Genomic DNA, 23,902 nt, shown 5'->3' on the forward strand with positions numbered 1-23,902 from the left:
GACGAAGGCCACGCAGGCGGCCCCGCCCAACAGATGGAGACGCGATGAGCACGGTCAAGAGGACGAAGACGCAGTCGCCTGCGCCGCACGCCGCCGACAGCCACGACCTGATCCGCGTGCACGGCGCGCGCGTGAACAACCTCAAGGACGTCAGCATCGAGATCCCGAAGCGCCGGCTGACGGTGTTCACCGGCGTCTCCGGCTCGGGCAAGAGCTCGCTGGTGTTCGACACGATCGCGGCGGAGTCGCAGCGCCTGATCAACGAGACCTACAGCGCCTTCCTCCAGGGCTTCATGCCGACGCTCGCGCGGCCGGAGGTCGACGTACTCGACGGGCTGACCACCGCGATCATCGTCGACCAGCAGCGGATGGGGGCCGACCCCCGCTCCACGGTCGGCACCGCCACCGACGCCAACGCGATGCTGCGCATCCTCTTCAGCCGGCTCGGGAAGCCGTACATCGGCCCGCCCACCGCCTTCGCGTTCAATGTCCCGAAGCGGACGGCGAGCGGGTCCATGACCGTCGACAAGGGCAAGGGCGAGCGGATCACGGTTCGCAAGGCCGTCTACCACGGCGGCATGTGTCCGCGCTGCGAAGGCCGGGGCACGGTCTCCGACATCGACCTCACCCAGCTCTACGACGCCGGCAAGTCGCTCAACGAGGGTGCGCTCACGATCCCCGGCTACAGCATGGACGGCTGGTACGGCCGCATCTTCGGCGGCTGCGGCTTCTTCGACCCGGACAAGCCGATCCGCAAGTTCACCAAGAAGGAGCTGCACGATCTCCTCCACAAGGAGCCGACCAAGATCAAGGTCGACGGGATCAACCTGACGTACGAGGGCTTGATCCCGAAGATCCGGAAGTCGATGCTGTCCAAGGACATCGACGCGCTGCAGCCGCACGTGCGCGCGTTCGTGGAGCGGGCGATGACGTTCACCTCCTGCCCCGACTGCGGTGGCAGCCGGCTCGCCGAGGAGGCCCGGTCCTCGAAGATCAAGAGGATCAACATCGCCGACGCCTGCGCGATGCAGATCAGCGACCTCGCCGCGTGGGTCCGCGGTCTCGACGAGCCGTCGGTGGCGCCGCTGCTCGGCAGGCTCCTGCACACCCTCGACTCGTTCGTCGAGATCGGGCTCGGATATCTGTCGCTGGAGCGGCCCGCGGGCACACTGTCGGGCGGCGAGGCGCAGCGCGTCAAGATGATCCGCCACCTGGGCTCCGCGCTCACCGACGTCACCTACGTCTTCGACGAGCCCACCATCGGCCTGCACCCTCATGACATCCAGCGGATGAACGAGCTGCTTCTCCGGCTGCGGGACAAGGGCAACACGGTGCTCGTCGTGGAGCACAAGCCGGAGACGATCGCGATCGCCGACCACGTCGTCGACCTCGGCCCCGGCGCGGGCACGGGGGGCGGCACCATCTGCTTCGAGGGCACCTTCGAGGAGCTGCGGACCGGCGGCACCCTCACCGGCCGCCACCTCGACGACCGGGCCGCCCTCAAGGAGAAGGTGCGGACGCCCACCGGCCGGCTCGCGATCCGCGGCGCCACCCGCCACAACCTCCGGGGCGTCGACGTCGACATCCCGCTCGGCGTCCTCTGTGTCGTCACCGGCGTCGCCGGCTCCGGCAAGAGCTCGCTGATCCACGGCTCCGTCCCCGCCTCCGAGGGCGTCGTGTCGGTCGACCAGGCGCCCATCCGAGGCTCGCGGCGCAGCAACCCGGCCACGTACACCGGGCTGCTCGACCCGATCCGCAAGGCGTTCGCGAAGGCCAACGGGGTGAAGCCCGCGCTGTTCAGCTCCAACTCCGAGGGCGCCTGCCCCACCTGCAACGGCGTCGGCGTCGTCTACACCGACCTGGGGATCATGGCCGGCGCCGAGACCACCTGCGAGGACTGCGAGGGGAAGCGGTTCGAGGCATCGGTGCTCGAGTACCGTCTCGGCGGCCGCGACATCAGCGAGGTGCTCGCGATGCCGGTGACCGAGGCCGAGGAGTTCTTCGCCGACGGCGAGGCGCGCATTCCGGCCGCGCACAAGATCCTGACCCGGCTCGCCGACGTCGGGCTCGGCTACCTCACCATCGGCCAGCCGCTCACCACGCTGTCCGGCGGCGAGCGGCAGCGGCTCAAACTGGCCACCCACATGGCCGAGAAGGGCGGCGTCTACGTCCTCGACGAGCCGACCACCGGCCTCCACCTCGCCGACGTCGAGCAGTTGCTCGGCCTGCTCGACCGGCTCGTCGACTCCGGCAAGTCGGTCATCGTCATCGAGCACCACCAGGCGGTCATGGCGCACGCCGACTGGATCGTCGACCTCGGCCCCGGCGCGGGCCACGACGGCGGCCGGATCGTCTTCGAGGGCACGCCCGGCGATCTCGTCGCGGCCCGCTCCACCCTGACCGGCGAGCACCTCGCGGCCTACGTCGGCACCTGACCGCGGCCGTCGCGGCCGCCGTCGCCGGGCGGACCGTCCGGGAGCCGGCCGAGGACGAGGACGAGCTGATCACCGGCCCGGGCACTGTGGGAAACTGGTCGGGTGAGACGGCAGAACCTCGACGACCTCGTCCGGCTGCGGCGGGCCCGCGACCGGATGGACCGCGACTACGCCGAGCCGCTCGACGTCCCGGCGCTGGCGCGTGACGCCCTCATGTCGTCGGGCCATTTCTCCCGCAGCTTCCGCGCCGCTTTCGGCGAGACGCCGTACAGCTATCTGATGACCCGCCGCATCGAGCGGGCCAAGGCGCTGCTGCGGCGCGGCGACCTCACGGTGACCGAGGTCTGCTTCGCGGTCGGCTGTACGTCGCTGGGGTCGTTCAGCTCGCGCTTCACCCAGCTGGTCGGCGAGAGCCCGAGCGCCTACCGGTCCCGGAGCCATGACCACGGCGCCGCCATCCCCGCGTGCATGGCCAAGATCCACACACGGCCGGTCAGGAACGGAGAAGCGGACCGCGCCGCTCGGCCGTAGCGTGACCTGCATGGACATCACCCTTTCCCAATGCTTCATCGCCGTCGACGACCACGACAAGGCGATCGCCTTCTACCGCGATGTGCTCGGCCTTGAGGTACGCAACGACGTCGGGTTCGAGGGGATGCGCTGGGTGACCGTCGGGGCGCCCTCGCAGCCGGACGTGAACATCGTCCTGGAACCGCCCGTCGCCGACCCGAACGCCTCACCGGCCGACAAACAGGCCATGGCGGAGCTGATGGCCAAGGGCCTGCTGCGCGGCGTCATCTTCGCGACGGGCGACTGCGACGCCACCTTCGAACGGATCAGCACCGCGGGCGGCGAGGTGCTGCAGGAGCCGATGGACCAGCCCTACGGCGTCCGCGACTGCGCGTTCCGCGACCCTGCCGGCAACCTCTTGCGCTTCACCCAGCCCCTCGGGAAGTGAGCCCTTGGCGGCCCCCGTTCGGGGTTCCGGACCGCGCCTTGAATGCCCGCCGACCGTCGGCAGGCCCGCGCCGGCACCGGTGTCTCCGGCCCGGTCCAAGACGGTAGAAGCTGCCGCAACGGCAACTCCAAGCCCGCCAACCAGAATCCCGGCCGGGGCCGGGGGCCGCGAGGCCTCAGAGCCGGCGAAGAACTGGTCAGTGGACGCCATCGGGCCTCATCTCCAGACAGGCCACTGTGCGATGTCGCCGGGCATTGTTCACGGCGACCAGGCGTTCCCAGGTCCGCTTGTCCAGCGTCTCGGCCCACTCGGCCATCGATCGCACCGCGAACTCGTCGTGCTCGTCCGGGTCCAGCGTGATCCGGGCGATATCGTCGGCGGTGAGCCGGCCGCCGTCGAACGCGAACCCGATCTTCGCGACCGGCCATTGCCACCGCCCGGGATGCTGCGCGAGCGACGAGTGCAGCTGCGGCGGGCGCCCTTCGGTGTCGGTGAAGAACAGGCAGGCGTAGGCAGCGTCTTGACGTACTGCTCAGGCGGAACCCACTGGTTGGCCAATTCCTCCTCCTCGGGTCAGAGACGAGCGATCAGCGCAGCCCGCCCTCGTGCAGCCGGGCGAATGCCCCGGCCACCGGACGTCCTCAAGATCCCTGTACGCGACATTGCGCAAAGCCCCTCCCCGCCCGGTATGGCATGAGTATGGTGGCCGTATGGCGAAGAAGAAGATCACCATCACGCTGGACGAACACAAGGTCGCCGAGGTCGAGCGTCTCGTCTCCGCGAGCAGCCGGGACGAGGCCGCGTCCACGTCCGCGTGGATCGAGGACGCCGTCACCGCCAAACTGGCCCAGGCCGAGCGCGCCCAGCGCGCCCTGGACTGGCTGGTCGACCGGGCGCAGACCGAGAACCCGGGCGAATGGGATGCGGCACTCGCCGCCGTGAAGGCAGCCGACGAGCGCCACGGATTCACCCGCGCCGAGGGGAAGCACGCCGCGTGAGCAGCGGATACGTCCTGGACCACACCGCGGTACGCGCTCTCGCTCACGGCAACATCTACATGGCCGCCCGGGTGTTCCGTTCCGTGCAAGTGGTACAGCCCCTGTATGTACCCGCGACCGCCTTCGCCCAAGGCCTCGCCGACAGCACACTCTCCGAGGTCGGACAGCAGCTCCACGACGCACTGAGCGCACCTTGCTTCATCTTCCGCCCCTTGGAGGAGGCCTCGTGCTGGGCAGCGGCCCAGATCGCCCACGAGCGCGCAACCGACATCGCCACCGGCCACACGGCACACCTGGCCCTCGGCTCCGGCCTGCCGGTCCTGACCCACAACCCGGATACGTACAAACGCATCGATGCCCGCATCGATGTCGAGCCCATCAACTGACCGGTGCGCCAGCTGCCGCCTGAGCTGTCCACAGCCCTCCTTCAGGGCTGCCGGGATGATAACGAAGTGGCAAAGCCTTTCAAACGACGCAGGTCGCGAAGGGTCCGCTCCGCGCAGGCGGAGGTGAGCCGTATATAGGCGGGTCAGAGCAGCGCTTTGAGCAGTCCGCTCCGCGCAGGCGGAGGTGAGCCGGCATAGGCCGCTTCACTGGCGGAACCGTGGACGTCCGCTCCGCGCAGGCGGAGGTGAGCCGTCGTGACCCGCCTGACCCCGGGCGAAGCGCGCGTCCGCTCCGCGCAGGCGGAGGTGAGCCGACCCAGGCGGCTGAAGAAAAGCGGCTTCAGAGGTCCGCTCCGCGCAGGCGGAGGTGAGCCGGCATCGCAGACGATCTGATCCATATTGCCGCAGTCCGCTCCGCGCAGGCGGAGGTGAGCCGCGGTGGCGGATCTACGGCCCCACCCGGCAGGCGTCCGCTCCGCGCAGGCGGAGGTGAGCCGCCCTTCGCGTTGGCGGGTGAGACGGCGCGCGGGTCCGCTCCGCGCAGGCGGAGGTGAGCCGCGGCCGAGCGCAGCGCCGCCTACGACGTTCCCGTCCGCTCCGCGCAGGCGGAGGTGAGCCGACGCTCGTGGGCAACACCCTGCATCCCGACCCGTCCGCTCCGCGCAGGCGGAGGTGAGCCGCGGAGCTCGTTGAGCCGCTCGGCCCCGCAGCCGTCCGCTCCGCGCAGGCGGAGGTGAGCCGATCCGCGCTCCATGCCACCATGGCAAAAGCGCGTCCGCTCCGCGCAGGCGGAGGTGAGCCGGGGGAGGAACAGCCCGTGAACGCCACCCAGCCGTCCGCTCCGCGCAGGCGGAGGTGAGCCGCGTTCCTGCTCATCGGCTGTGAGGTCTCCTGTGTCCGCTCCGCGCAGGCGGAGGTGAGCCGGGCAAAGGGGCGACGGACCTCCTGGCGAAAATGTCCGCTCCGCGCAGGCGGAGGTGAGCCGGTGACGGTTCCGGCGAGTGCACGTCCGTCGGGGTCCGCTCCGCGCAGGCGGAGGTGAGCCGACGGACGCGAGCTTGACGGCCTTCTCGATGTCGTCCGCTCCGCGCAGGCGGAGGTGAGCCGTCGTAGGCGGTCCACGCGCAGATGCGGGCGGCGTCCGCTCCGCGCAGGCGGAGGTGAGCCGCGTGTGTCTCCGCTCCACGCGCCGAAGGACGGGTCCGCTCCGCGCAGGCGGAGGTAAGCCGGTCTCCGTGCTGCTGCGCAATCCGGTGCTTCTGTCCGCTCCGCGCAGGCGGAGGTGAGCCGTGGGCGATCACGGGGTTGTTTGTGACAGGTTCTGTTGGCCCCACTCCGACATTGAAGTTGGCCCCACTGAGGGTGTGACGGGGCTCGGGTGAGGGTCGTCAACCTGGCATCGACAAGTTGTTTTGGCCCCACCCCGAACGAGTGGGTTCCCTGGTCGGGGGGCGGGGTCGGAGCGGTAGCGTGAAGGACATCGGATCCGGACTGGACGACGGGCCCCGACACCCCGCCGGACCACAGGATCTCGACCCGTGTTCGATAGGGACCGCTGGATTCTCCGATCCGCGGTGGCCGACGAGCGCGGGCATTGGCGCGACCGGCGGAGAACGGTTCGGGCCCAACCGGGCCGAGGCCGGTGCCCCTGTAAGGGGCGCCGGCCTCGGTTCTTGAGGCGGGGATGGTTCAGGGCTTGGGCTTGCGGTGCTTCTCCTGGGTCTTCTTGAAGCGGAAGCTGTCGGTGCCGGTCTCGACGATGTGCGCGTTGAAGGTCACCCGGTCCACGATCGCCGAGCAGAGCCGGGGATCGGTGAACGTCTGCTTCCACTCCGAGAACGGCGCGTTCGAGGCGATGGCGATCGCCCGTCGTTCCTCGCGTTCGGTGAAAACCTGGAACAGCAGCTTCGCGCCGGGCTTGTCCAGGTCGAGATAGCCGAACTCGTCCAGACAGAGCAGGTCAACGCGTCCGTAGCGGGCGAGGGTCCGGCTGAGCTTCTTCTCGTCGGCGGCCTCGGCAAGCTCGTTCACGAGGTTCGCCGTGGTCGTGTAGCGGACCCGCATGCCGGCCTCGGCGATCGCGGTGCCGATCAGCAGGTGCGACTTGCCGGTGCCGGAGTCGCCGATCAGGCAGAGCGGCAGGCCCGCCTTCACCCAGGCCGGGTCCGCCAGAGTGCTGACCTGCTCGGGGGTGATGTTCGGGTTCTTCTCGAACTCGAAGTCCTCCAGCCGCTTGGGGCGGGGGAAGTTCGCTTCCCTGACCAGCCGGTTCTTCTTCCGCTCCTCCCGCTGGAGGCATTCGGCTTCCAGCAGATCAGCCAGAAAATCCTTGTAGCTGGCCCGCTCCTTGAGCGCGGTTGCCGCGATGTCCTCGAAGCGCGAACGGATCGTCGGCAGGTGCAGGGCCCGGCAGGCTTCATCGATCACGGTCTCGACGGCTCCGGCGGCCGAGGCGTCCTTGCGGGGCCCCGGGACTCGCTCACCGACGTCGAAGAGGGTGGTGGTGTCGTTCATGCGGAACCTTTCGGATGGCGGGTCAGCAGCTGGTCATAGACGTCCACCGACGGCGGAGGACGGTTGTCCTGGGGCAGTTCGGTCCGGCGGGCGGGCAGCGCCAGCAGCTGTCCGCCGGGGATGTCCACCCAGGGCGGAGGATCGTTTTCGTCGTCCTCCGGCTCGGGGTCCCGGGCGGCGGACTCGGCCTTGCGGGCCTCGATGGCCACCACATCCGTGCTGATCGACCCGGCCTTGATCGCGGCCGCCATCCCGGCCTGGACCGCCTCGGCGGGCATTCGCCGGTGCAGCAGCAGGACCTCGATCAGCGCGCGGGTGCCGGCCGCGTCCCCGTGGGCTTTGAGGGCAGCGGCCCAGAACGCCTCATGGACGGCCGTGAAGGACCCCTCGGCCCGCGCGGCGGCCAGCGCGGTCGACCCGGCCATGGCCCCGGGCTTGATCAGCAGGATCTCCAGGTAGTGGTCGAGCACGTCGCGGTATCCGTATCGTTTCGTCAGCCGCGGGTGCCGGGCGACGACGTTCCGGCGTTCGAGGACCAGCAGCTCGTTGCCTCGCAGCAGAATGCGTACGCGTTCTCCGATGAAGCGGGCGGGCACTGAGTAGTGGCACTGGCGGACGCTGATCCGGCTGGTCCGGTCGACCTTCGGCGTCAAGGTGAGGCCGCACTCGAAGTCCTCGGTCGGCAGCGGGGCCAGGGCCTCGGCTTCGATGCGGAAGTTGAAGCCGATCGAGGTCAGCTTCCCGCGCAGGATCCGCTCGTCCTCCGCCTCATCGATGATGGCGATCCGGGCATTGAGCTCCTCCAGCGAGGGAACGTCGGGAACAGGGACCAGGTGGGCCCGGCGGAAGCGCCCGCCTTCCTGCTCGACCCCGCCTTTCTCGTGAGCGCCTTCCTCACCGGGGATGCAGTAGAAGGCGTCGAAGCCGTAGTGCGAGCGGAAGGTGGTCCACCGCTCGGATTCCACCCGGTTGCGGCCGGTGCAGACCTGACGGACCGCGGGCTTGAGGTTGTCGTATCGGATGTGCCTGGTCGGGACCCCGCCCAGCACCCGGAATGCCTCCGCGTGGCCCTCCATGAACGACTCCTGGGCCTGCGAGGCGAACACGCGGTGGACGGCCTTGCCCGAATGCGACAGCCGCAGCGTGAACAGGTGGCACTTGACCGCCTCGCCGGCCACCCGCACCCACACATCCGCGAAGTCGACCTCGGCTTCCTCGCCGGGCAGGTGGTCCTGCGGCACCATTCCCTCCAGGTGCTGGCGGCCCTCACGGTCCTCCGCCACGATCTCCGGCCGCCGTTTGCGGACGTAGTCCCGCAGCGTGGAGTACGAAACCTGGTCGAAGCCGTGCTCCTCAGCCAGGCGTTTCTGGATCCGTTCGACGGTGTGCTTCTGCTTCCGCGGGGCCCTCAGATCGGCCCGCAGCATCGCGTCGATCCACTCCGCGGCCGGGTCCAGGACGCGGAACTTCCGTCTCACCGCCTTGCGCTGAGGCGGGATCGCGGAGGCCATGGCCTGGCGGACAGTCCGGCGGTGGACGCCGTATTTCGCTGCCAGAGCTCGATGTGAGAGCGACGGATCGAGACGTACGTCCCGACGGATGTTTTCGAACAGCTCGACACGCGACAGACGCACCCCGGCCTCCCGACACGGCCATGACCAACGACACGGCCTCCGACATGACCGTGAACGACGGACACACCCTGACGGGATCGGGCAGACAGCTCACACCATTCACTCGGACGAGGGCACGTCGCCTCTCACCAGGACAGGTGGGGCCAATTCAAATGTCGATCAAGCTGGGGCCAGACCAACCTGTCGGAGTGGGGCCACTGAAACCTGTCACAAACACGGGGTTGAGCGCGCCCCAGTCGTCCGCTCCGCGCAGGCGGAGGTAAGCCGGTCTCCGTGCTGCTGCGCAATCCGGTGCTTCTGTCCGCTCCGCGCAGGCGGAGGTGAGCCGTGGGCGATCACGGGGTTGAGCGCGCCCCAGTCGTCCGCTCCGCGCAGGCGGAGGTGAGCCGCGGCACAGGCACTGATCCCCGTGGACTACCGCGTCCGCTCCGCGCACGCGGGGTGGGCCGCTGCAAGGTGCCAACTGGGCACGCCACCGCCCATTGTCAGTGGCGGATGCTACATCTGTATCTCCGCGCCGACACATGGAGGCTCCGTGAGTAATGACGCTGTCGACTTACGTTTCTGGGGCAAGCAACGGGATCTGAGTCACCCTTACCCGGTGATTTGCCACCTCCTGGATACCGCCGCCATCGCCGGTGCGCTGTGGGACCGGATGCTGAGCGGTCAAGCGCGGGAGCGGGTGGCGAAGGAGCTGGGGCTGTCTCTGGAGGGGTGTCGGCGTCTGCTAGGTCTGTGGGCAGGGTTGCACGACATCGGGAAGATCACTCCGCCGTTTCAGGCTCAACTTCCAGCTGCCTACCGGGAGATTTCCGGTGATCTCGCCTACGCGCACCAGCCAGGTGCGGAGCGGGAGCGGCTGCGTCACGACAGTGCCGGGCACTGGGCGTTGACAGGGCTGTTTGCTGAGTGGGGGTATCCGTCGTCGCGTCGGTGGACGGGTGCCGCGCACCACCAGGTCGCGCAGATGCTCGGCGGTCACCACGGGTGTTTCCATCGTGCGTTACCGAAGAATCAGCTGAGGGATACGGAAGGGTGGGTTCCGGCGCTTGGTGGGCGGGGGTGGGCGGTTCAGCGGGCTGCCCATGCCGCGGTGGTACGCCGTCTGACAGGTGGTGTGGAGGTTCCGGGCGGGCCGCTGCCCGCTCATGTCGCGGTTCAGTTGTTGGGGCTGATCGTGGTGGCGGACTGGCTGGCGAGCCAGGAGCACGTCATCGAGGCTCGCCTGCCCGGGCCAGGGTGGCGGGCAGATGATGCCGGGCTGCGGGGCCATTGGGACAAGGCGGTCGCCGAGGCATCGCAGATCGTGGCAGAGGCAGGCCTGGGCGAGGCGCGATTCCCGTCGTTGCCGTTCACCGAGCAGTTCCCCTTCCCGCCCAATGATCTGCAGGCGTCGCTGGCTGGAGAGTTACCGGCTCTCCTGGACGGTCCGGGGCTGCTGCTGGTGACGGCCCCGACAGGGGACGGCAAGACCGAGGCCGGCCTGCACGCGGCAGGGCTCATGGCACGGGCTGCGGGGGCTTCCGGTCTCTATTTCGCGCTGCCGACGATGGCCACGGCTGATGCCATGCATCTGAGGGTGCAGGAGTTCGCGGAGCGGAATGTGGAGGGCGACAGATCGCTGACGCTGTTGCACAGCATGGCGTGGCTGAATGAGCACTACGGCGTGGCTGCCGGTGCCGGGCCCGCGTCTTCGAGCCGTACGGTGACGGACCACGTGTCGAGCACCGCGGCCGGGCGGTGGCTGCGTGGGAGCAAGCGTGGCCTGCTGGCACCGTTGTCGACAGGAACCATCGATCAGGCTCTGACGGGTGTGCTGCCGGTGCGTTACAACGTGCTGCGTCTGCTGGGGCTGTCCCGCAAGGTTCTGGTGCTGGACGAAGCGCATGCCTACGGGCCGTGGATGCACAGCCTTCTGGTGCGTCTGCTGGAGTGGCTCGGGGCGATGGGAGCCCCGGTGGTGCTGCTGTCGGCCACGCTGACGGGGCGTACGGCTGGTTCTCTGGTCGAGGCGTACCGACGGGGCTGCGGTTTCCGCGCGCCGTCGTCGGTGCGGCCGGTGTATCCGGGATGGCTGTTCGTCAGCGGAGCGACGGGCGAGGTCTCCGTCCCCCGTCCCGTGACCAGTGGCCGGCCACGTACGCTACGCGTCCAGCCCGTGCCTGTTGTGTCGGAGGGTCCGGCAGGTACAGGAGCGCGGCCGCAGGCGGGAGGGCGTTACGCGGCGTTGAAGGAGCACCTGGCGCCGTTCGTACGCAAGGGCGGCTGCGTGCTGGTGTGCTGTACGACGGTGGCCGAGGCGCAGCGGACCTACCGCTTCGTGCAGCGGGCGTTTCCGGAGCTGGCCGAGACCCCGGGCGGACTGCGGCTGCTGCACTCGCGGTATCCGGCCGACCGGCGTGCCGCGATCACGGATGCGTGCGAGCGGGACTTCGGCAGACCGGGTCGGCCGGGTGATCCACCAGAGGTGCGGAAGCCGCGGCCGCCGGTGTCGGTGCTGGTGGCGACGCAGGTGGTGGAGCAGTCACTGGACCTGGATTTCGATCTGGTCATCAGTGATCTGGCTCCCCTGGCGCAGTTGCTTCAGCGAGCGGGCCGCTGTATGCGGCATGACCGGAAGGGGCTGTCCGCCGAGGAGGGCGGTCGCCCGGCCTGGGTGGGTGACGAGCCGCGGCTGGTGGTGCTGGAGCCGGTACGTACGGACGGTGCGGTCGAGCCGCCCCGGACGTGGGGGACGGTCTATGACACGGCTCTGCTGCGCCGTACCAGTGCTCTGCTGCACGAGTGCGCGGCAGACGGCATCGCGATTCCGGGGGACGTGCAGCGGCTGGTTGATGCCGTGTATGCGGAGGACTTCGGGGAGCGTCTGTCCACGGCTGCCGAGCGTGAGGAGTTGCAGCGCTTCGATGCCGAGCGTGCGGGGGCGGTGATGGCGGAGGAGTCGCTGGCCCGGATGGTGGCGGTGAAGCCCCCGGTGGGGATGGTGGATCTCGCCCAGCTGAGCAACGACGGTGGCACGCTGGTGGACGAGGCACTGGTGACGACGCGCCTGGGTGCGGATTCGATGCGGGCGGTGTGCGTGTACGTGCAGCCGTGCGGTCCCGATGGCCTGGGCGCGGAGGCCGTCACCTTGGATCCTGAGGGCACGATCCCCGTACCGGGAACGGGCGGCGACGAAGGCCGGATGTCCGAGGCGAATGTGCGGGCGGTGATGCACAAGAGCGTTCCGCTGCCCGGGCGTTGGCTTGCGCAACGCGGCGATGAGCATGCGCCGTGGCCGGCTTGGGCGGACCGTCCGGTGCTTGCGGAGCTGGTGGTGCTCCGGATGATGCGCGCAGACAGCGACACGGAATGGTCATGCCAGGTTGGGGATCAATCAATTTCGATCTCCGACCTCGGATTCTTCCGCTTGTAGGACACGCCCACGCCACTCTTCATTACATTGAGCCCGTCCTTCCGCGTGTTGCCGCACGCGGAAGGACGCGTACCTCGCCTACGCGAGGAATCCGGCCGTTCGGGAAGTACCCCCACCCCGCTCGGCTCACCCCCGCTCAGCGGGGCGCTCGTCGAGCCTACCCATGTCTCTGCCGTGAGGTGCCATGTCTTCTCCAGACCCCTACGACCTTCTCGTCCAGCCGGTCTTCCCGGTCCGTTGGGCCGATCATGTCCCCGAGGACGCGCGGCCCGACGCCGTCGGGTTACGGGAGCTGTTTGCGCGCGCCCACGACATCAGCGCGCTCGCCATCCCCTTACCCCCCGCTCTCTCCGCGCTGTATCGGGTCCTGTACGCCCTGACCGCGCGGATCACCCGCCTGGACAGGTCCGACGACTGGCACGAGGACCGCTACGCGATTCTCGACACGGGCCGGTTCAGCCCGCAGGACGTCAGCTCGTACTTCGACAGCGGCAGCAGGGCAGGCCGGTTCCGTCTCTTCGACCCCGACCGCCCCTTTCTCCAGGACCCCCGTCTCGCCACCGAGTGCGACAAATCGGCCGGGGTGAACAAGTTGGTGACCACCCGGCCCTCCGGGTCAAATCACTCGTGGTTCCAGCACGCGGCAGACGCCCGCCCCGCCCCGGTCGAACCCGCCGAGGCATTCCTTCACCTGCTGGTGTGGCGCTATTACGGACCCTCCGGCCGCTGCTCCTCCCGCAGCGTCCGTGGGGTGAAGGAGGCGAACTCCACCGCGGGGCCGCTGCGCACCGCACTGTCGTACCACCCGCTGGGCGAGAACCTTTTCGAGACCCTCCTGGCAGGGCTGGCCGAACCGGATCCGTCCCGCATCTATGACCCGGACACGGACCTCTGCCCGTGGGAGCGCGACGAACTGCCGGATCCGCTGTCCGTGAAGGGCGTGGTGACCGGCCCGCTCTCCAGCCTGACCGCCCGTACCCAGCACGCGGTATTCCTGGTTCCCGACGACACCGGAACGATGGTCCGGGACGCCTACATCACTTGGGCCTTCCGGGAGCGGATCCCGCGGGAGGACGACTACCTGATCTGGCAGGTCAGCCAGGCGGGCAATGCCTACGCACGGTACGCGGACTCCCAGCGGGCCCTGTGGCGGGACCTGGACGCGCTGCTTCTGGACGATCCGCCTGGCCAGGAATCCACCCGCCCGCCGGTCTTCCGCACCGCCGTGGAGCTCTCGGAGAAGCCTCTGCGGGTGCAGGCGCTGGGCATCCACCAGGAGGGCCAGGCCAAGGACACCCAGCTGGTGTCCTCCTCCACCCCACCCGTACTGCATCTCGCGCAGGAGCGGGACCCCGAACGTGCCCGTCTGATCGGCCTGTTACGGCTCAGTGGCGAGATCGCGGGCGGGCGACTGGCACGGGCCACGAAGCAGGCGTGGGCGTCGTTCAGCAATGCCCGCAGGTCCGAGGACTGTGCCTGGTCGGCGGAAGCCGCCGCCCGGTACTGGCCCGCAGCGGAAGTCGAGTTCTGGCGGCGTCTGGAGGACCGTCGCTTCGACGGAGCCGCCCGGGCCTTCCGGACGCTCGCCGAGCATGTCTACGACCAGGTCACCGACACCGCCGCCGGGAGCATGCGCGGCGCACGGGCCCGCGAGAACGCCCGGATCGAACTGTACGGCGGGCGCCGGAAAACCCCGGCCGGGGCAAAGTCCACGGGCCGGAACAACAGCACAGAGACGGAAGAGTGATGACGAATCCCCTGGCCCCACTTCCCGAACAAGCCACGGCGCCACCACGTCCCTCAGCCTGGCTGGCCGAAGCCCGTCACTTCGTGAACACCATCGACCGCATCAGCACACGGGACCCAGGAGCACGGGCGGCCTTACGCAGCGGGCTGGGCAAAGGCCTCGACGACATCCCCCGGATGCACCGGATCGTCGCTCCCCTGATCCCGACGCACGCGCTGGGAGACGACGACGCACAGCGCGCCTTCTACACCGTGGCAGCGCTCCTCGCCTCGCAGAAGCCCGGCGCCGGCCGGTCACCGGATGGGGCCGGCACAGCCGGCCTTCCCGACGACACGCCCCCGGACACCACCGGCCACTCCCCCGAACCCGCCACTCCCCCGGCCGCCGACACCACCACGGACGACCACTCCCCCATGCCGGCCGCAACAGCCGCCCAGCGCCGTCACCTGTACGGCGAGAGTCTGGGTCTCGCCTATGCCGCTGCCGTCGCACGCGGCACACGCAACGGTATCCGGGAGAGCGCGGCCGAGACCCGCCTGAACCTCCTCACCCGGCAGAGCGCCTCCGGCCTGCACCGCCATCTCCCGGCCGCCGTAAGGCAGCTGTGCGACAAGAACACCCCACCGGACTGGGCAAAGCTTCTGGTCGACCTGCGGGCCTGGCCACGCGACCGCAAACACATCGCCCGCCGATGGCTCCAGGACTTCTACCGCGCCCGACGCCAGGCAGAACTCGACGCCGCACGCGCCACGGACGACGCCTCCGCGCTCCCCGCAAGGAACACGCCCACGCCCTGACGAGCCCAGCCGGCCTCGCCCACCACCCCCGTTGTCACCGCACGTTCAAGGAGAAACACCGCCATGACGTCCTCACCCACAGCTCCCGCCGCATCGGCACCGGGCCGCTTCATCGACCTGCACATCCTGCAGAGCGTCCCCTACGCCAATCTCAACCGCGACGACACCAACTCCGTGAAGACCGTCCAGTACGGCGACCGCGAACGCACCCGCGTCAGCAGCCAGTGCTGGAAGCGCGCCGTACGCCGCTACTTCCAGCGCACGATCGGCCAGGAGGCACTGCGCACCCGCAGGATCGGCGAAGCCGTCGAGAAGCTCCTGGTCACCGAGCGGGAATGGCCCCAGGACCTGGCCCGCCGCGCTGGACAGCACATCGCCACCGGCAGCAGCATCAAGGCCGACCCGCCCTCGGACGACGATCCCGCGTGGAGCACCAACGCCATGGTCTACGTCCCGGCCACCGCTGTAGGGGAACTGGCCGACATCGCCGAGGCACAGCGGGAGAAACTCGAAGGCGCCAAGGACATGAAGAAGGGCGGCAAGAGCATCCTGCCCCAGCAGCAGATCGACGCGGTCCTGCGTTCACGCAACGGCGTCATCAACCTCTTCGGCCGCATGCTCGCCGAAATCGACGAAGCAGGCGTCGACGGAGCCGTACAGGTCGCCCACGCACTCACCACCCACAGCACAGACGTGGAGATCGACTACTTCGCCGCCGTCGACGACATCACCGCGAACTGGCAGGACACCACCGGCAGCGCCCACATGGGCAGTGCCGAGTTCAGCGCCGGCGTCTTCTACCGCTACGCCACCATCGACCTCGACGACCTGCTCCGCAACCTCGGCGGCGACCGCGCAGCGGCCCGCACCCTGGCCACCGGCTTCGCCGAGGCCTTCGTCCTGTCCCTGCCCGAGGCGAAGAAGACCGCGACCGCCCCCCACACCATCCCCGACCTCGTCCACCTCTCCGTACGCTCCGACCGGCCGCTCTCGTACGCGGCCGCTTTCGAGAAGCCCGTCAGCGCCGACCGCAGCGGCGGCTACGCACAGCCCTCACGCCACGCGCTGTCCGGCTACGCCACCGCCGCGACCCGGCTCCTGGGCGAACGCGGCGTACTCACCTCGGGCTGGGCGAGCCTGGAAGACAAAGACCTGCCCGGCCTCGGCGAGCGCATGGACTCCTTCGACGACCTGATCAGCACAGCCGTCACGACCGCACTGGGCGAGGGCAGCGCGGCATGAGCCCGGCCGACACCACCGCACCGGGCCTGCTGCTGCACCTCGCCGGACCACTGCAGTCCTGGGGTACCCACAGCCGGTTCAACGAGCGCGACACCGCCCGTTTCCCCACCCGCTCCGGCGTGATCGGACTGCTCGCCGCCTGCCTCGGACGTCGCCGCGGTGAACCCCTGGACGACCTCGCCCGCCTCTCCCTGACCACCCGCACCGACCGGCCCGGCACCCTCCTGCGCGACCTGCACACCGTCGGCGGCGGCTTACCAGCCAAAGGCACGGTCACCACCGCCGAAGGCAAAAAACGCCCGCCCGCGCAAGGCACGCTGCTCTCCCACCGCTACTACCTCGCCGACGCCGCCTTCACCGCCGCCCTCACCGGAGAGGACCACGAACTCCTCTCCCAGTGTGCCCAGGCCCTCCGCTCCCCCATCTGGCCGCCCTACCTCGGCCGACGCTCCTGCCCGCCCGAGGGCCCTCTGCTCATCGGGCTGCTCCCGCACCCGCTGCACCACCTCGTCCGCCTTCCGCTCGCGCGGAAGCATGGTCCGCACCCCCTCAGCGTGGACTTCCACGGCGACGCACCCCTGGACCGGCTCCCCGGTGCCGAGCCCGAACCGCACGGCCCCGACACGATGAACGGCGCCGCACCGACCAGTGAGATCACCGACGACCCCGTCGACCTCTCACCACACCGCCGCACCTACCGCGCCCGCCCCCTGTTCAGACGCTCCCTCTCCCTGCCCGCGGAACGGAGCGGCGGCCTCGGCACCGACTACCTCAGCGCCCTCTCCACCTACCTGACCAGCCACACCCCCGAAGGAGCTGCCGCATGAGCGTCTGGCTCACCCTTATCCGGCCCGACCTGCGACACCGCGACGCACGCCGGGACCTCGCCAGCGCGGTCGGCATGCACCACCGGCTGATGATGCTCTTCCCCGACAGCACGGAAGACGCCGCACGCAGGGAAATGGGGGTGCTCTTCCGCCTCGAGGACGCTGCACACCACGGACCGCGTACACCCCAGGTCCTGCTCCAGAGCCAGGTACGCCCGGATACGGACCGCCTCCCCGCCGGATACGGCAGCACCGTCACCCGGGAACTCGCCCCGCTCCTGGACGTCTTACGCGACGGCCTCACCGTCCACTACCGCATTGCGGCCAGCGCCGTACGCAAGTCCGGCCCCACCACCCGCGCGGCGGGAGCCAGCCCCATCATCACCCTGACCGGCACAGCCGCCGACCAGTGGTGGCAACGCCAGGCCGAAGAGAAAGCCGGCCTGAAACTGATCAGCGCACACGCCACCCCTCTGGACGCCGCTCGCGGCGAACGCGGCCAGGACAAAACCCGCATCAGACACACCCGCACCCGCTTCGAAGGCACCGCCGTCATCACCGACGTCCACGCCCTCCGAACCTGCCTCCTGACCGGCATAGGACGCGGCAAGGCATACGGCTGCGGACTCCTCAGCATCGCGCCCGCCACCCGGCAGGCACCATGAGCACCTACTCCTCGGCCCGCCGCAAGCTCGCCGCACCGACCGTTGCCATGCTGCCCCGCATCGGAGACTCCCTGTCCTTCCTCTACCTGGACATCGTCCGCGTCCAGCAGGACGACACCGGCGTCTGCGCCGTCGTCACCTCCGAAAAACGCGGCACCGAACTCGTCTACCTCCCCACCGCAGCCCTCAGCTGCGTCCTGCTGGGCCCCGGCACCAGCATCACCGCCCGCGCCATGAGCACCCTCGCCCGCCACGGCACCACCGTCGTCACAGCGGGCTCCGGCGGTGTACGCGCCTACGCCGCCATGACACCCGACTCCCTCAGCACCCGCTGGCTGGAACGCCAAGCCCGCTCCTGGGCCGACGACAACGAACGCCTCGCCGTCGCCACCCGCATGTACGAACAACGCTTCGGCCAGGGCACCGTCGCCCCAGGAACCAGTCTCACCCAGCTCCGCGGCCTCGAAGGACAACGCGTCAAAGCCCTCTACAAACTCCTTGCCCAGCAATACCGCATCGGCCGCTTCAAACGGGCCTACGACCCCGACTCCTGGGACACCCAGGACCCCGTCAACCTCGCCCTCTCCTCCGCCAACACCTGCCTTTACGGCATCGTCCACGCAGCCCTGCTCGCCATGGGCTGCTCCCCCGCCCTCGGCTTCGTCCACAGCGGCAACCAACAGGCCTTCGTCTACGACGTGGCCGACCTCTACAAAGCAGAGCTGACCCTCCCACTGGCCTTCTCCCTCCATAACTCCACACACCCCGAGCAGGCGGCCAGACGCAACTTCCGCGAGGGACTACGGCTCTTCCGCCTCATGCCACGCATCGTCAACGACGTCCAACAGCTTCTGGAACCCACCGCAGACATCGACGAGGTCGACCTTGAGGAGCAGCTCGTAGACCTGTGGGACCCCGTCTCCGGAGCCCTGCCCGGCGGAGTCAACTACGGGGCGGGGGAACTGTGACAACGGACCGCGGAGGAACACCGTGCCCTCAATGATCACCCTCGCCGCGACAGCCGTACCGGACCACGTGCGCGGGGCACTCACCCGCTGGCTCCTGGAAGTCACCCCGGAGCTGTACGTCGGCACAGTCTCGGCGAAAGTACGCGATGAACTCTGGGACGCGGTCCGCGCATGCATCGACGACGGCGTGGCAGTACTCACCTACCCAGCAGCCAACGAACAAGGATTCATGCTCAGAACTGCTGGCCGACACCGCCGCACCCCTGTCGACTTCGACGGCCTCACCCTGGTCGCTTTCAGAGCTCCACCACCGCCTGACGAGAGCGATAAAGAAATGGCAAACCCCTTCTAACACCGCAGGTCGCGAAGGGTCCGCTCCGCGCAGGCGGAGGTGAACCGGCCCAGGCCAACGCCGCCAGCTCGACGATGGTGTCCGCTCCGCGCAGGCGGAGGTGAACCGTTCATCCTCCACGTTCCCGTGCAGTTCGTACGGTCCGCTCCGCGCAGGCGGAGGTGAACCGGTGATCGTGAACCCGGCCAGCGGCCACGTGTGGTCCGCTCCGCGCAGGCGGAGGTGAACCCCCGCCTCTTCCAGCATGGCCGCCATCTGGATCGTCCGCTCCGCGCAGGCGGAGGTGAACCGACGATCAGGGCGCTGCGGTGCGCGACGGGCAGGTCCGCTCCGCGCAGGCGGAGGTGAACCGCTAATTTCTACCGCTCTCCCCCTTCTAAAGCGGTCCGCTCCGCGCAGGCGGAGGTGAACCAGGATCGTGTTGGGTACGGCCACGCCTTCGACAGTCCGCTCCGCGCAGGCGGAGGTGAACCGCGGTTCGGGCGCAGTGCCGTAACTGCTCCGGCGTCCGCTCCGCGCAGGCGGAGGTGAACCGCTGCTGCAGCAGCTCCTCAGCCGTGGCGAACCGTCCGCTCCGCGCAGGCGGAGGTGAACCATCGTCGGCCCCGCCCGCCCGCCGTGTTCCTCCGTCCGCTCCGCGCAGGCGGAGGTGAACCAACAGGCGGCGTACCCGCACAGTTGGCGGTGCCGCCTGCGCAGCAGTCGGGCGGCAGCCACAGTTGATCTGGAGGTCAACGACGACGCGTTTCGCCGACCGGAGCACGGCCACCGCCTCGGCGTCGCACTCGTGCCCGATGTGGAGCAGCAGCGGGAAGGGGGCATCCCCGAGCGAGCGGGCAGTCCATGTCACGAATGGACCCTGCGCGCGCCGTCAGAAGTTCAGTGGCTGGACAAAAGTAGGAGAGCCGCCGCCCGCCGGGCCGCCGCTGATGAGGCCGACGCCGGTGGCGGTGGAGGTGGTGGTGGCAGGGGCGTAGACCGGGCCGCCGGAGTCGCCGCCGTTGCCGTTCTGGCTGCTCTCGGCGAGGCCCATGACGGCGCCTTCCGGGTAGTTGACGGTGACGTTGGTGGCGAGGATCATCCCGCATTGCATGCCACTGGTGGCTCCGGTGCCACAGACCGACTGGCCCTGCTGGGGTTGGGCGAAGCCGGTGATCGGGATGGTGCCTCCGCTGCCGTCGGCCACGTCGCCGGCCAGGGTCCAGCCGGGCGCTGGAGTGATGACGGTCCAGTCGGATCCGGGGAATCTGTGATCGCTGACGGTGCCGAGCAAAGTGCCTTCCGCGTCGTACCAGATGGGCGCGGCTGCGCCGCAATGTCCGGCGGTTGTCACCGTACCGGCGTGATAGTTGTTGAAGCCTGCCGTGCATTCGTAGACGCTGCCCGCGGTACCGCTGAGAATCGGGCTGCCGCCGTGGAACGTTGTGGCCGCACGGCCTTCCGGGGTGGATGTGGGGGCGGGGACCCTGGCCACCCAGGACGACACCGCGTGATCGACCTCGGCGATCGCGGTCAGGTCGGGGCTGGCCCCCGCGACGGTGACGAACTGCCGGGTGAACTCATCGCCAGCGCCGCGCAGTACCGCGATGGAGACCTTGCACTGGCCGGGGTCGATGTACCAGTACTGCGCCTGGCCGGCCTGCCGGTTGACGGCGAGTCGATCGAGCTGCCCTTGGAGGGCACGCAGGTGGCTCATCTGTGTGGTCGAGCAGGTTGCGGCGCGAGGACGGGCGACCATGACGGGCGCCGCCCCGGCGGGCCCACCGAGCGTGGAAATCATCAGCATTGCGGCAGCGGCGAGCATCACCTTTTTCGCCGGGTGACTCATGGAGGGCAGCTCCTTCGAGGGACGGAGCCGGATTGAGCGGAGGCATGTCTCCAGCGCCACGGAATGGATTCCGCATATGTGGCACCCGGCTGAACAACTGACTCTTCATCATCCCAAAGCCTGCTGGGCGGACAGAGGAATTGACGCAGGCTGTTCGGGTGAGGGCGAGCGCGTCCCTGCGCGCAGGTGCAATTCGGCGAGGAGAACGCCACGCGAGCGGGGTTCGTATCCCCGCTCGCGTCATTTCATGGCGGATGGCTCCCGTATGGGGCGAGCCGTCATCACGACCAGACGCCGGGGCCGCCACCGAGCCATTCGATCGCCGACGGGTCGTCCAGCCGGACCTCGTCCGGGTCGGACCCCGCCCGCCGCAGGAACTCGATCACGTCGACGACTCCGTACGCCACACCGAGATTCTCCGCGCCGACCGTCACCCGCCGCCCGCCCGACGGTGTCGGCGGGTGGACGACGATGCGCGGATGTCCTGCCACCTCTCCATCGTCGGTCCGGACCTGGCAGAACGCATCCGGGGCGGTACCCGTGCGCCTCGGAGCCCTCCTGCTCATCCGGCCGGTCCCGTGTCCCCCGGTCGGGGGATGCGGGACCGGCCGACGGACGGGCCGGTGGCGGGACGGCGTCAGCGGGGGCTGCCGCGCTGTACTGGCAGCAGGCCCGCACAGCCGCCGCGAAGTGGCTCCGGCCTGCAAGAGCCTTGATGTCGTCGTCGCCCGTCGGGCGGGCCTGGAGGAGCACGTGGTGCCGAAGAGTTCCCCTCACGGGTCCGTGGCCGGGCCCGGTCGGCGGCAGCGGCGGCTGGTGCTGGCCAGTTGCTCGATGAGCATCCTGATCGTCGTGCTGGACTTCACCGCCCTGAACGTGGCCCTGCCCACCGTCCAGCGGGAACTGCACGCGTCGGTGTCCGGACTGCAGTGGACGCTCGCCGCCTACGGGCTCGTCCTGGCCTCGTTGCAGATGGTCGCCGGGTCCACCGGTGACCGGATCGGCCGCCGCCGTACCTTCCAGGCCGGACTGTGGATCTTCAGCGTCGGATCGGTGCTGTGCGCGGTGGCCCCCACCCTGGAGTGGCTCGTGGCCTTCCGGGTCCTCCAGGCCGTCGGCGGGGCCGTGCTGAGCCCCGTCTCCCTCTCGATCATCACGCACACCTTCCCCGACGACCGGGAACGGGCCCGTGCCATCGGTGTGTGGAGCGGCGTCGCCGGAATCGCCCTGGCCGCCGGGCCGCTGCTCGGCGGTGTGCTGGTCGGCTGTGCCGGCTGGCGGTCGATCTTCTGGCTCAGCGCGCTCGTCGCTCTGGCCGCCCTGGTGCTCACCAGCCGCTGCGTACCCGAGTCGCGGGCCCTGCGCCCGCAGCCGGGGGACCCGATCGGCCAGGTGCTGGTCGTCACGCTGCTCGCCCCGCTCGTCTACACGATCATCGAGGCCCCGGGGCGCGGCTGGGGCGACCCCGCGATCCTTGCCTCCGCCACAGTCGCAGCCCTCTCGCTCCTCGCGCTGGTGGCCTACGAGCGCCGCCGTGCCGAGCCTCTGCTCGACTTCCGGTTCTTCCGCAGCGCGCCTTTCAGCATGGCGGCCGTCATCGCCCTGTGCGCGATGGGCGCCTGCGCGGGGTTCCTCTTCCTCAGCACGCTCTATCTCCAGGACGCCCGTGGGTTCTCCGCCCTGCGGACCGGCTTGTGGCTGCTGCCGATGGCGGCCATGACCATGGTGTTCGCCCCGTTGTCCGGGCGGCTCACGGGCAGCCGCGGGCCGCGGCTGCCCCTCGTGCTCGCCGGGGTGGCGACGGCGGCCGGCGGGCTGATGTTCACCGTCCTGAACGCCGAGTCCTCCTCCGGCCTCCCGCTCCTCGCCGGATACGTACTCATCGGCATCGGCTACAGCCTGGTCGCCGCGCCGATCACCCACATGATCGTCTCCGGCATGCCGGCGGCCCGGGCGGGGGTCGCCGGAGCCATCGCCATGACCAGTCGTCTCTGCGGCCAGTCACTCGGCGTCGCGGTCACCGGTGCCGTCCTGGCCGCGAGCCTGCACCACACCACCCACACCACGGTGGGCGCGTTCGCCGAGGCCGGCCGCCCGGCCTGGTGGATCCTGACCGGCTGCGGCGCCGTCGTCGCCCTCCTCGGCGTATGCGCCACCACGCCCTGGGCCCGGCGCACAGCCGACCGCGCGGCCGCCCTCTTCCCCGAGCCTCCGGCCGCCCCGGGAACCGATCCCGCCCCGGCCGAGGATTCCCCGCGTCATTGAGGCCGTGCGGGATGCGCCCGGCTGTGGATGCGAGCCGCGTCCTCGTACGGCATGTCCAGCGTGCGGGCCAGCCACTGTGCGGAGAATCCCTCGCAGCCGAGGACCCATGCCGCGTGCACGCGCCCGTCGTACCGCGCGCCGGGAGGAGGCGTCGCCAAGGAGGATTCGGGGTCCTCCAGCAGGTATTCGGCCGGAGTGCCGCCGAGAGTCAGCCGTACGGTGGGCAGCGTCGGCCGGGACCGGACCAGGACTCCCGGCAGGGCTTCCGGCTCCGTGTCTTCCATGGCGGGCGGGGTGTCCGCCCGGCCGTTCGGAGGGCGCAGCACGCGGGCGTCCGGTACGGCCTTGGCGCAGTGCGCGCACATCTCGGCGAGGCGCCATACGCGGCCCGCGCAGGTGTGGGTGATCACTTGGTGGACCGCCCGCCCCTGGCACCCGGGGATGGACCAGGCGTGCCACGAGCAGTTCTCCTCGCCGCAGCGGCACTCGGTCGCCGGTGGCACCGGCCCGGCCGCGTGTCCGTGGGATGCGAGGTGGCCCGCCGCGACCGTGCGGGCTGCCGTGGGTGACGGCAGCGGGATCCGTCGGGGGCGGCATCCGGGCTCGGAGCACCGGAGCGTCATGGGCCCGGGCCGCGGATACCAGTCCGAGGTGATCCGCACGGTCCAGAGCCGACCGGTGTGCTGTTCGGTGTGCTTCACCACGTCTGCCTCCCAGGGGCCGGATCCGCGCTTCGCGCGCGGGTGCTCGCCCCAGGGTGCGGTTCCGGGGCAGGCCGGCGGCATCCCCCGTCGAGGGGGTTGCCCGGCCGGTCGGCCGGTCCACCGATCGGTGGAGTCAACAGGACCCGAATTCAAGGCTTATGAAGTAA

Annotated in this window: 19 protein-coding genes and 2 CRISPR repeat arrays; of the genes, 14 read left to right on the forward strand and 5 right to left on the reverse strand. The window is 69.8% G+C overall.

Translation table 11 applies throughout. The annotated features are described in order from the left end of the window. The first annotated feature begins 44 nt into the window (after positions 1 to 44). The 5 genes from DXZ73_RS05550 (at position 45) to DXZ73_RS05575 (ending at position 4,777) form a co-directional block, all read left to right on the forward strand. Positions 45 to 2,435 carry an ATP-binding cassette domain-containing protein gene (locus DXZ73_RS05550; RefSeq protein ID WP_116209902.1) on the forward strand — a complete coding sequence of 797 codons (2,391 nt, stop codon included), beginning with the start codon at positions 45 to 47 and terminating at the stop codon, positions 2,433 to 2,435. Between the two features lie 156 nt (positions 2,436 to 2,591). Further along, the gene (locus DXZ73_RS05555) at positions 2,592 to 2,966 is read left to right on the forward strand and encodes a helix-turn-helix transcriptional regulator (protein WP_116215430.1); all 375 of its coding nucleotides are present in this window, start codon (positions 2,592 to 2,594) and stop codon (positions 2,964 to 2,966) included. Positions 2,967 to 2,976: 10 nt separating this feature from the next. Further along, positions 2,977 to 3,393 (forward strand): VOC family protein, encoded by a 417-nt coding sequence (locus DXZ73_RS05560; RefSeq protein WP_116215431.1) that lies wholly within the window; start codon positions 2,977 to 2,979, stop codon positions 3,391 to 3,393. 710 nt (positions 3,394 to 4,103) lie between these two features. Further along, entirely contained in the window at positions 4,104 to 4,391 is a 288-nt protein-coding gene (locus DXZ73_RS05570) for a hypothetical protein (RefSeq protein ID WP_116209903.1), read from the forward strand. Further along, positions 4,388 to 4,777 carry a hypothetical protein gene (locus DXZ73_RS05575; protein WP_116209904.1) on the forward strand — a complete coding sequence of 130 codons (390 nt, stop codon included), beginning with the start codon at positions 4,388 to 4,390 and terminating at the stop codon, positions 4,775 to 4,777. The genes DXZ73_RS05570 and DXZ73_RS05575 overlap by 4 nt, the downstream gene beginning before the upstream one ends. 102 nt (positions 4,778 to 4,879) lie before the next feature. Further along, positions 4,880 to 6,067: a CRISPR direct-repeat array (repeat unit 29 nt; unit sequence GTCCGCTCCGCGCAGGCGGAGGTGAGCCG). Between the two features lie 399 nt (positions 6,068 to 6,466). Here DXZ73_RS05575 and istB read toward each other — a convergent pair. Both istB and istA read right to left on the reverse strand, forming a co-directional pair. Further along, a complete protein-coding gene (gene istB / locus DXZ73_RS05580) occupies positions 6,467 to 7,291 on the reverse strand; it encodes an IS21-like element helper ATPase IstB (protein WP_116209007.1) in 825 nt (274 codons plus the stop codon). Then, positions 7,288 to 8,925 carry an IS21 family transposase gene (gene istA / locus DXZ73_RS05585; protein WP_116209005.1) on the reverse strand — a complete coding sequence of 546 codons (1,638 nt, stop codon included), beginning with the start codon at positions 8,923 to 8,925 and terminating at the stop codon, positions 7,288 to 7,290. Before istA ends, istB begins: the two co-directional genes overlap by 4 nt. A gap of 535 nt (positions 8,926 to 9,460) precedes the next feature. On the opposite strand from istA, the gene DXZ73_RS05590 reads away from it, so the two are divergent. The 8 genes from DXZ73_RS05590 (at position 9,461) to cas2e (ending at position 18,938) form a co-directional block, all read left to right on the forward strand. Further along, positions 9,461 to 12,340: a CRISPR-associated endonuclease Cas3'' gene (locus tag DXZ73_RS05590; protein ID WP_162890055.1), complete on the forward strand. Its 2,880-nt coding sequence runs from the start codon at positions 9,461 to 9,463 to the stop codon at positions 12,338 to 12,340. Between the two features lie 184 nt (positions 12,341 to 12,524). Next, complete coding sequence (gene casA, locus DXZ73_RS05595) at positions 12,525 to 14,087, forward strand: type I-E CRISPR-associated protein Cse1/CasA (RefSeq protein ID WP_116209906.1); 1,563 nt, start codon at positions 12,525 to 12,527, stop codon at positions 14,085 to 14,087. Positions 14,088 to 14,170: 83 nt separating this feature from the next. Next, on the forward strand, positions 14,171 to 14,884 hold the full coding sequence (gene casB, locus DXZ73_RS05600; protein WP_240351205.1) for a type I-E CRISPR-associated protein Cse2/CasB: 714 nt from the start codon (positions 14,171 to 14,173) through the stop codon (positions 14,882 to 14,884). A gap of 63 nt (positions 14,885 to 14,947) precedes the next feature. Further along, entirely contained in the window at positions 14,948 to 16,126 is a 1,179-nt protein-coding gene (cas7e, locus tag DXZ73_RS05605; RefSeq protein ID WP_116209908.1) for a type I-E CRISPR-associated protein Cas7/Cse4/CasC, read from the forward strand. Then, positions 16,123 to 16,953, forward strand: a complete 831-nt coding sequence (cas5e, locus tag DXZ73_RS05610; protein WP_116209909.1) for a type I-E CRISPR-associated protein Cas5/CasD — start codon at positions 16,123 to 16,125, stop codon at positions 16,951 to 16,953. Before cas7e ends, cas5e begins: the two co-directional genes overlap by 4 nt. Further along, a complete protein-coding gene (cas6e, locus tag DXZ73_RS05615) occupies positions 16,950 to 17,618 on the forward strand; it encodes a type I-E CRISPR-associated protein Cas6/Cse3/CasE (protein ID WP_116209910.1) in 669 nt (222 codons plus the stop codon). The genes cas5e and cas6e overlap by 4 nt, the downstream gene beginning before the upstream one ends. After that, positions 17,615 to 18,586: a type I-E CRISPR-associated endonuclease Cas1e gene (gene cas1e / locus DXZ73_RS05620; RefSeq protein WP_240351207.1), complete on the forward strand. Its 972-nt coding sequence runs from the start codon at positions 17,615 to 17,617 to the stop codon at positions 18,584 to 18,586. Before cas6e ends, cas1e begins: the two co-directional genes overlap by 4 nt. Positions 18,587 to 18,608: 22 nt before the next feature. Beyond that, on the forward strand, positions 18,609 to 18,938 hold the full coding sequence (gene cas2e / locus DXZ73_RS05625; protein ID WP_116209911.1) for a type I-E CRISPR-associated endoribonuclease Cas2e: 330 nt from the start codon (positions 18,609 to 18,611) through the stop codon (positions 18,936 to 18,938). An 18-nt stretch (positions 18,939 to 18,956) separates the two neighbouring features. Further along, a CRISPR array of direct repeats spans positions 18,957 to 19,595; the repeat unit is 29 nt; unit sequence GTCCGCTCCGCGCAGGCGGAGGTGAACCG. Between the two features lie 214 nt (positions 19,596 to 19,809). Here cas2e and DXZ73_RS05630 read toward each other — a convergent pair. After that, positions 19,810 to 20,826: a S1 family peptidase gene (locus DXZ73_RS05630; protein ID WP_162890056.1), complete on the reverse strand. Its 1,017-nt coding sequence runs from the start codon at positions 20,824 to 20,826 to the stop codon at positions 19,810 to 19,812. 221 nt (positions 20,827 to 21,047) lie between these two features. After that, positions 21,048 to 21,257 carry a hypothetical protein gene (locus DXZ73_RS05635; RefSeq protein WP_116209913.1) on the reverse strand — a complete coding sequence of 70 codons (210 nt, stop codon included), beginning with the start codon at positions 21,255 to 21,257 and terminating at the stop codon, positions 21,048 to 21,050. Positions 21,258 to 21,522: 265 nt separating this feature from the next. On the opposite strand from DXZ73_RS05635, the gene DXZ73_RS05640 reads away from it, so the two are divergent. Then, on the forward strand, positions 21,523 to 23,031 hold the full coding sequence (locus DXZ73_RS05640) for an MFS transporter (protein WP_275898568.1): 1,509 nt from the start codon (positions 21,523 to 21,525) through the stop codon (positions 23,029 to 23,031). Here DXZ73_RS05640 and DXZ73_RS39290 read toward each other — a convergent pair. Continuing rightward, the gene (locus tag DXZ73_RS39290) at positions 23,025 to 23,735 is read right to left on the reverse strand and encodes a hypothetical protein (protein ID WP_240351209.1); all 711 of its coding nucleotides are present in this window, start codon (positions 23,733 to 23,735) and stop codon (positions 23,025 to 23,027) included. The two genes, DXZ73_RS05640 and DXZ73_RS39290, sit on opposite strands and share 7 nt — an antisense overlap. Positions 23,736 to 23,902: the final 167 nt, after the last annotated feature.

It is taken from the genome of Streptoverticillium olivoreticuli subsp. olivoreticuli, assembly GCF_003391135.1.
Lineage (GTDB): Bacteria > Actinomycetota > Actinomycetes > Streptomycetales > Streptomycetaceae > Streptomyces > Streptomyces blastmyceticus.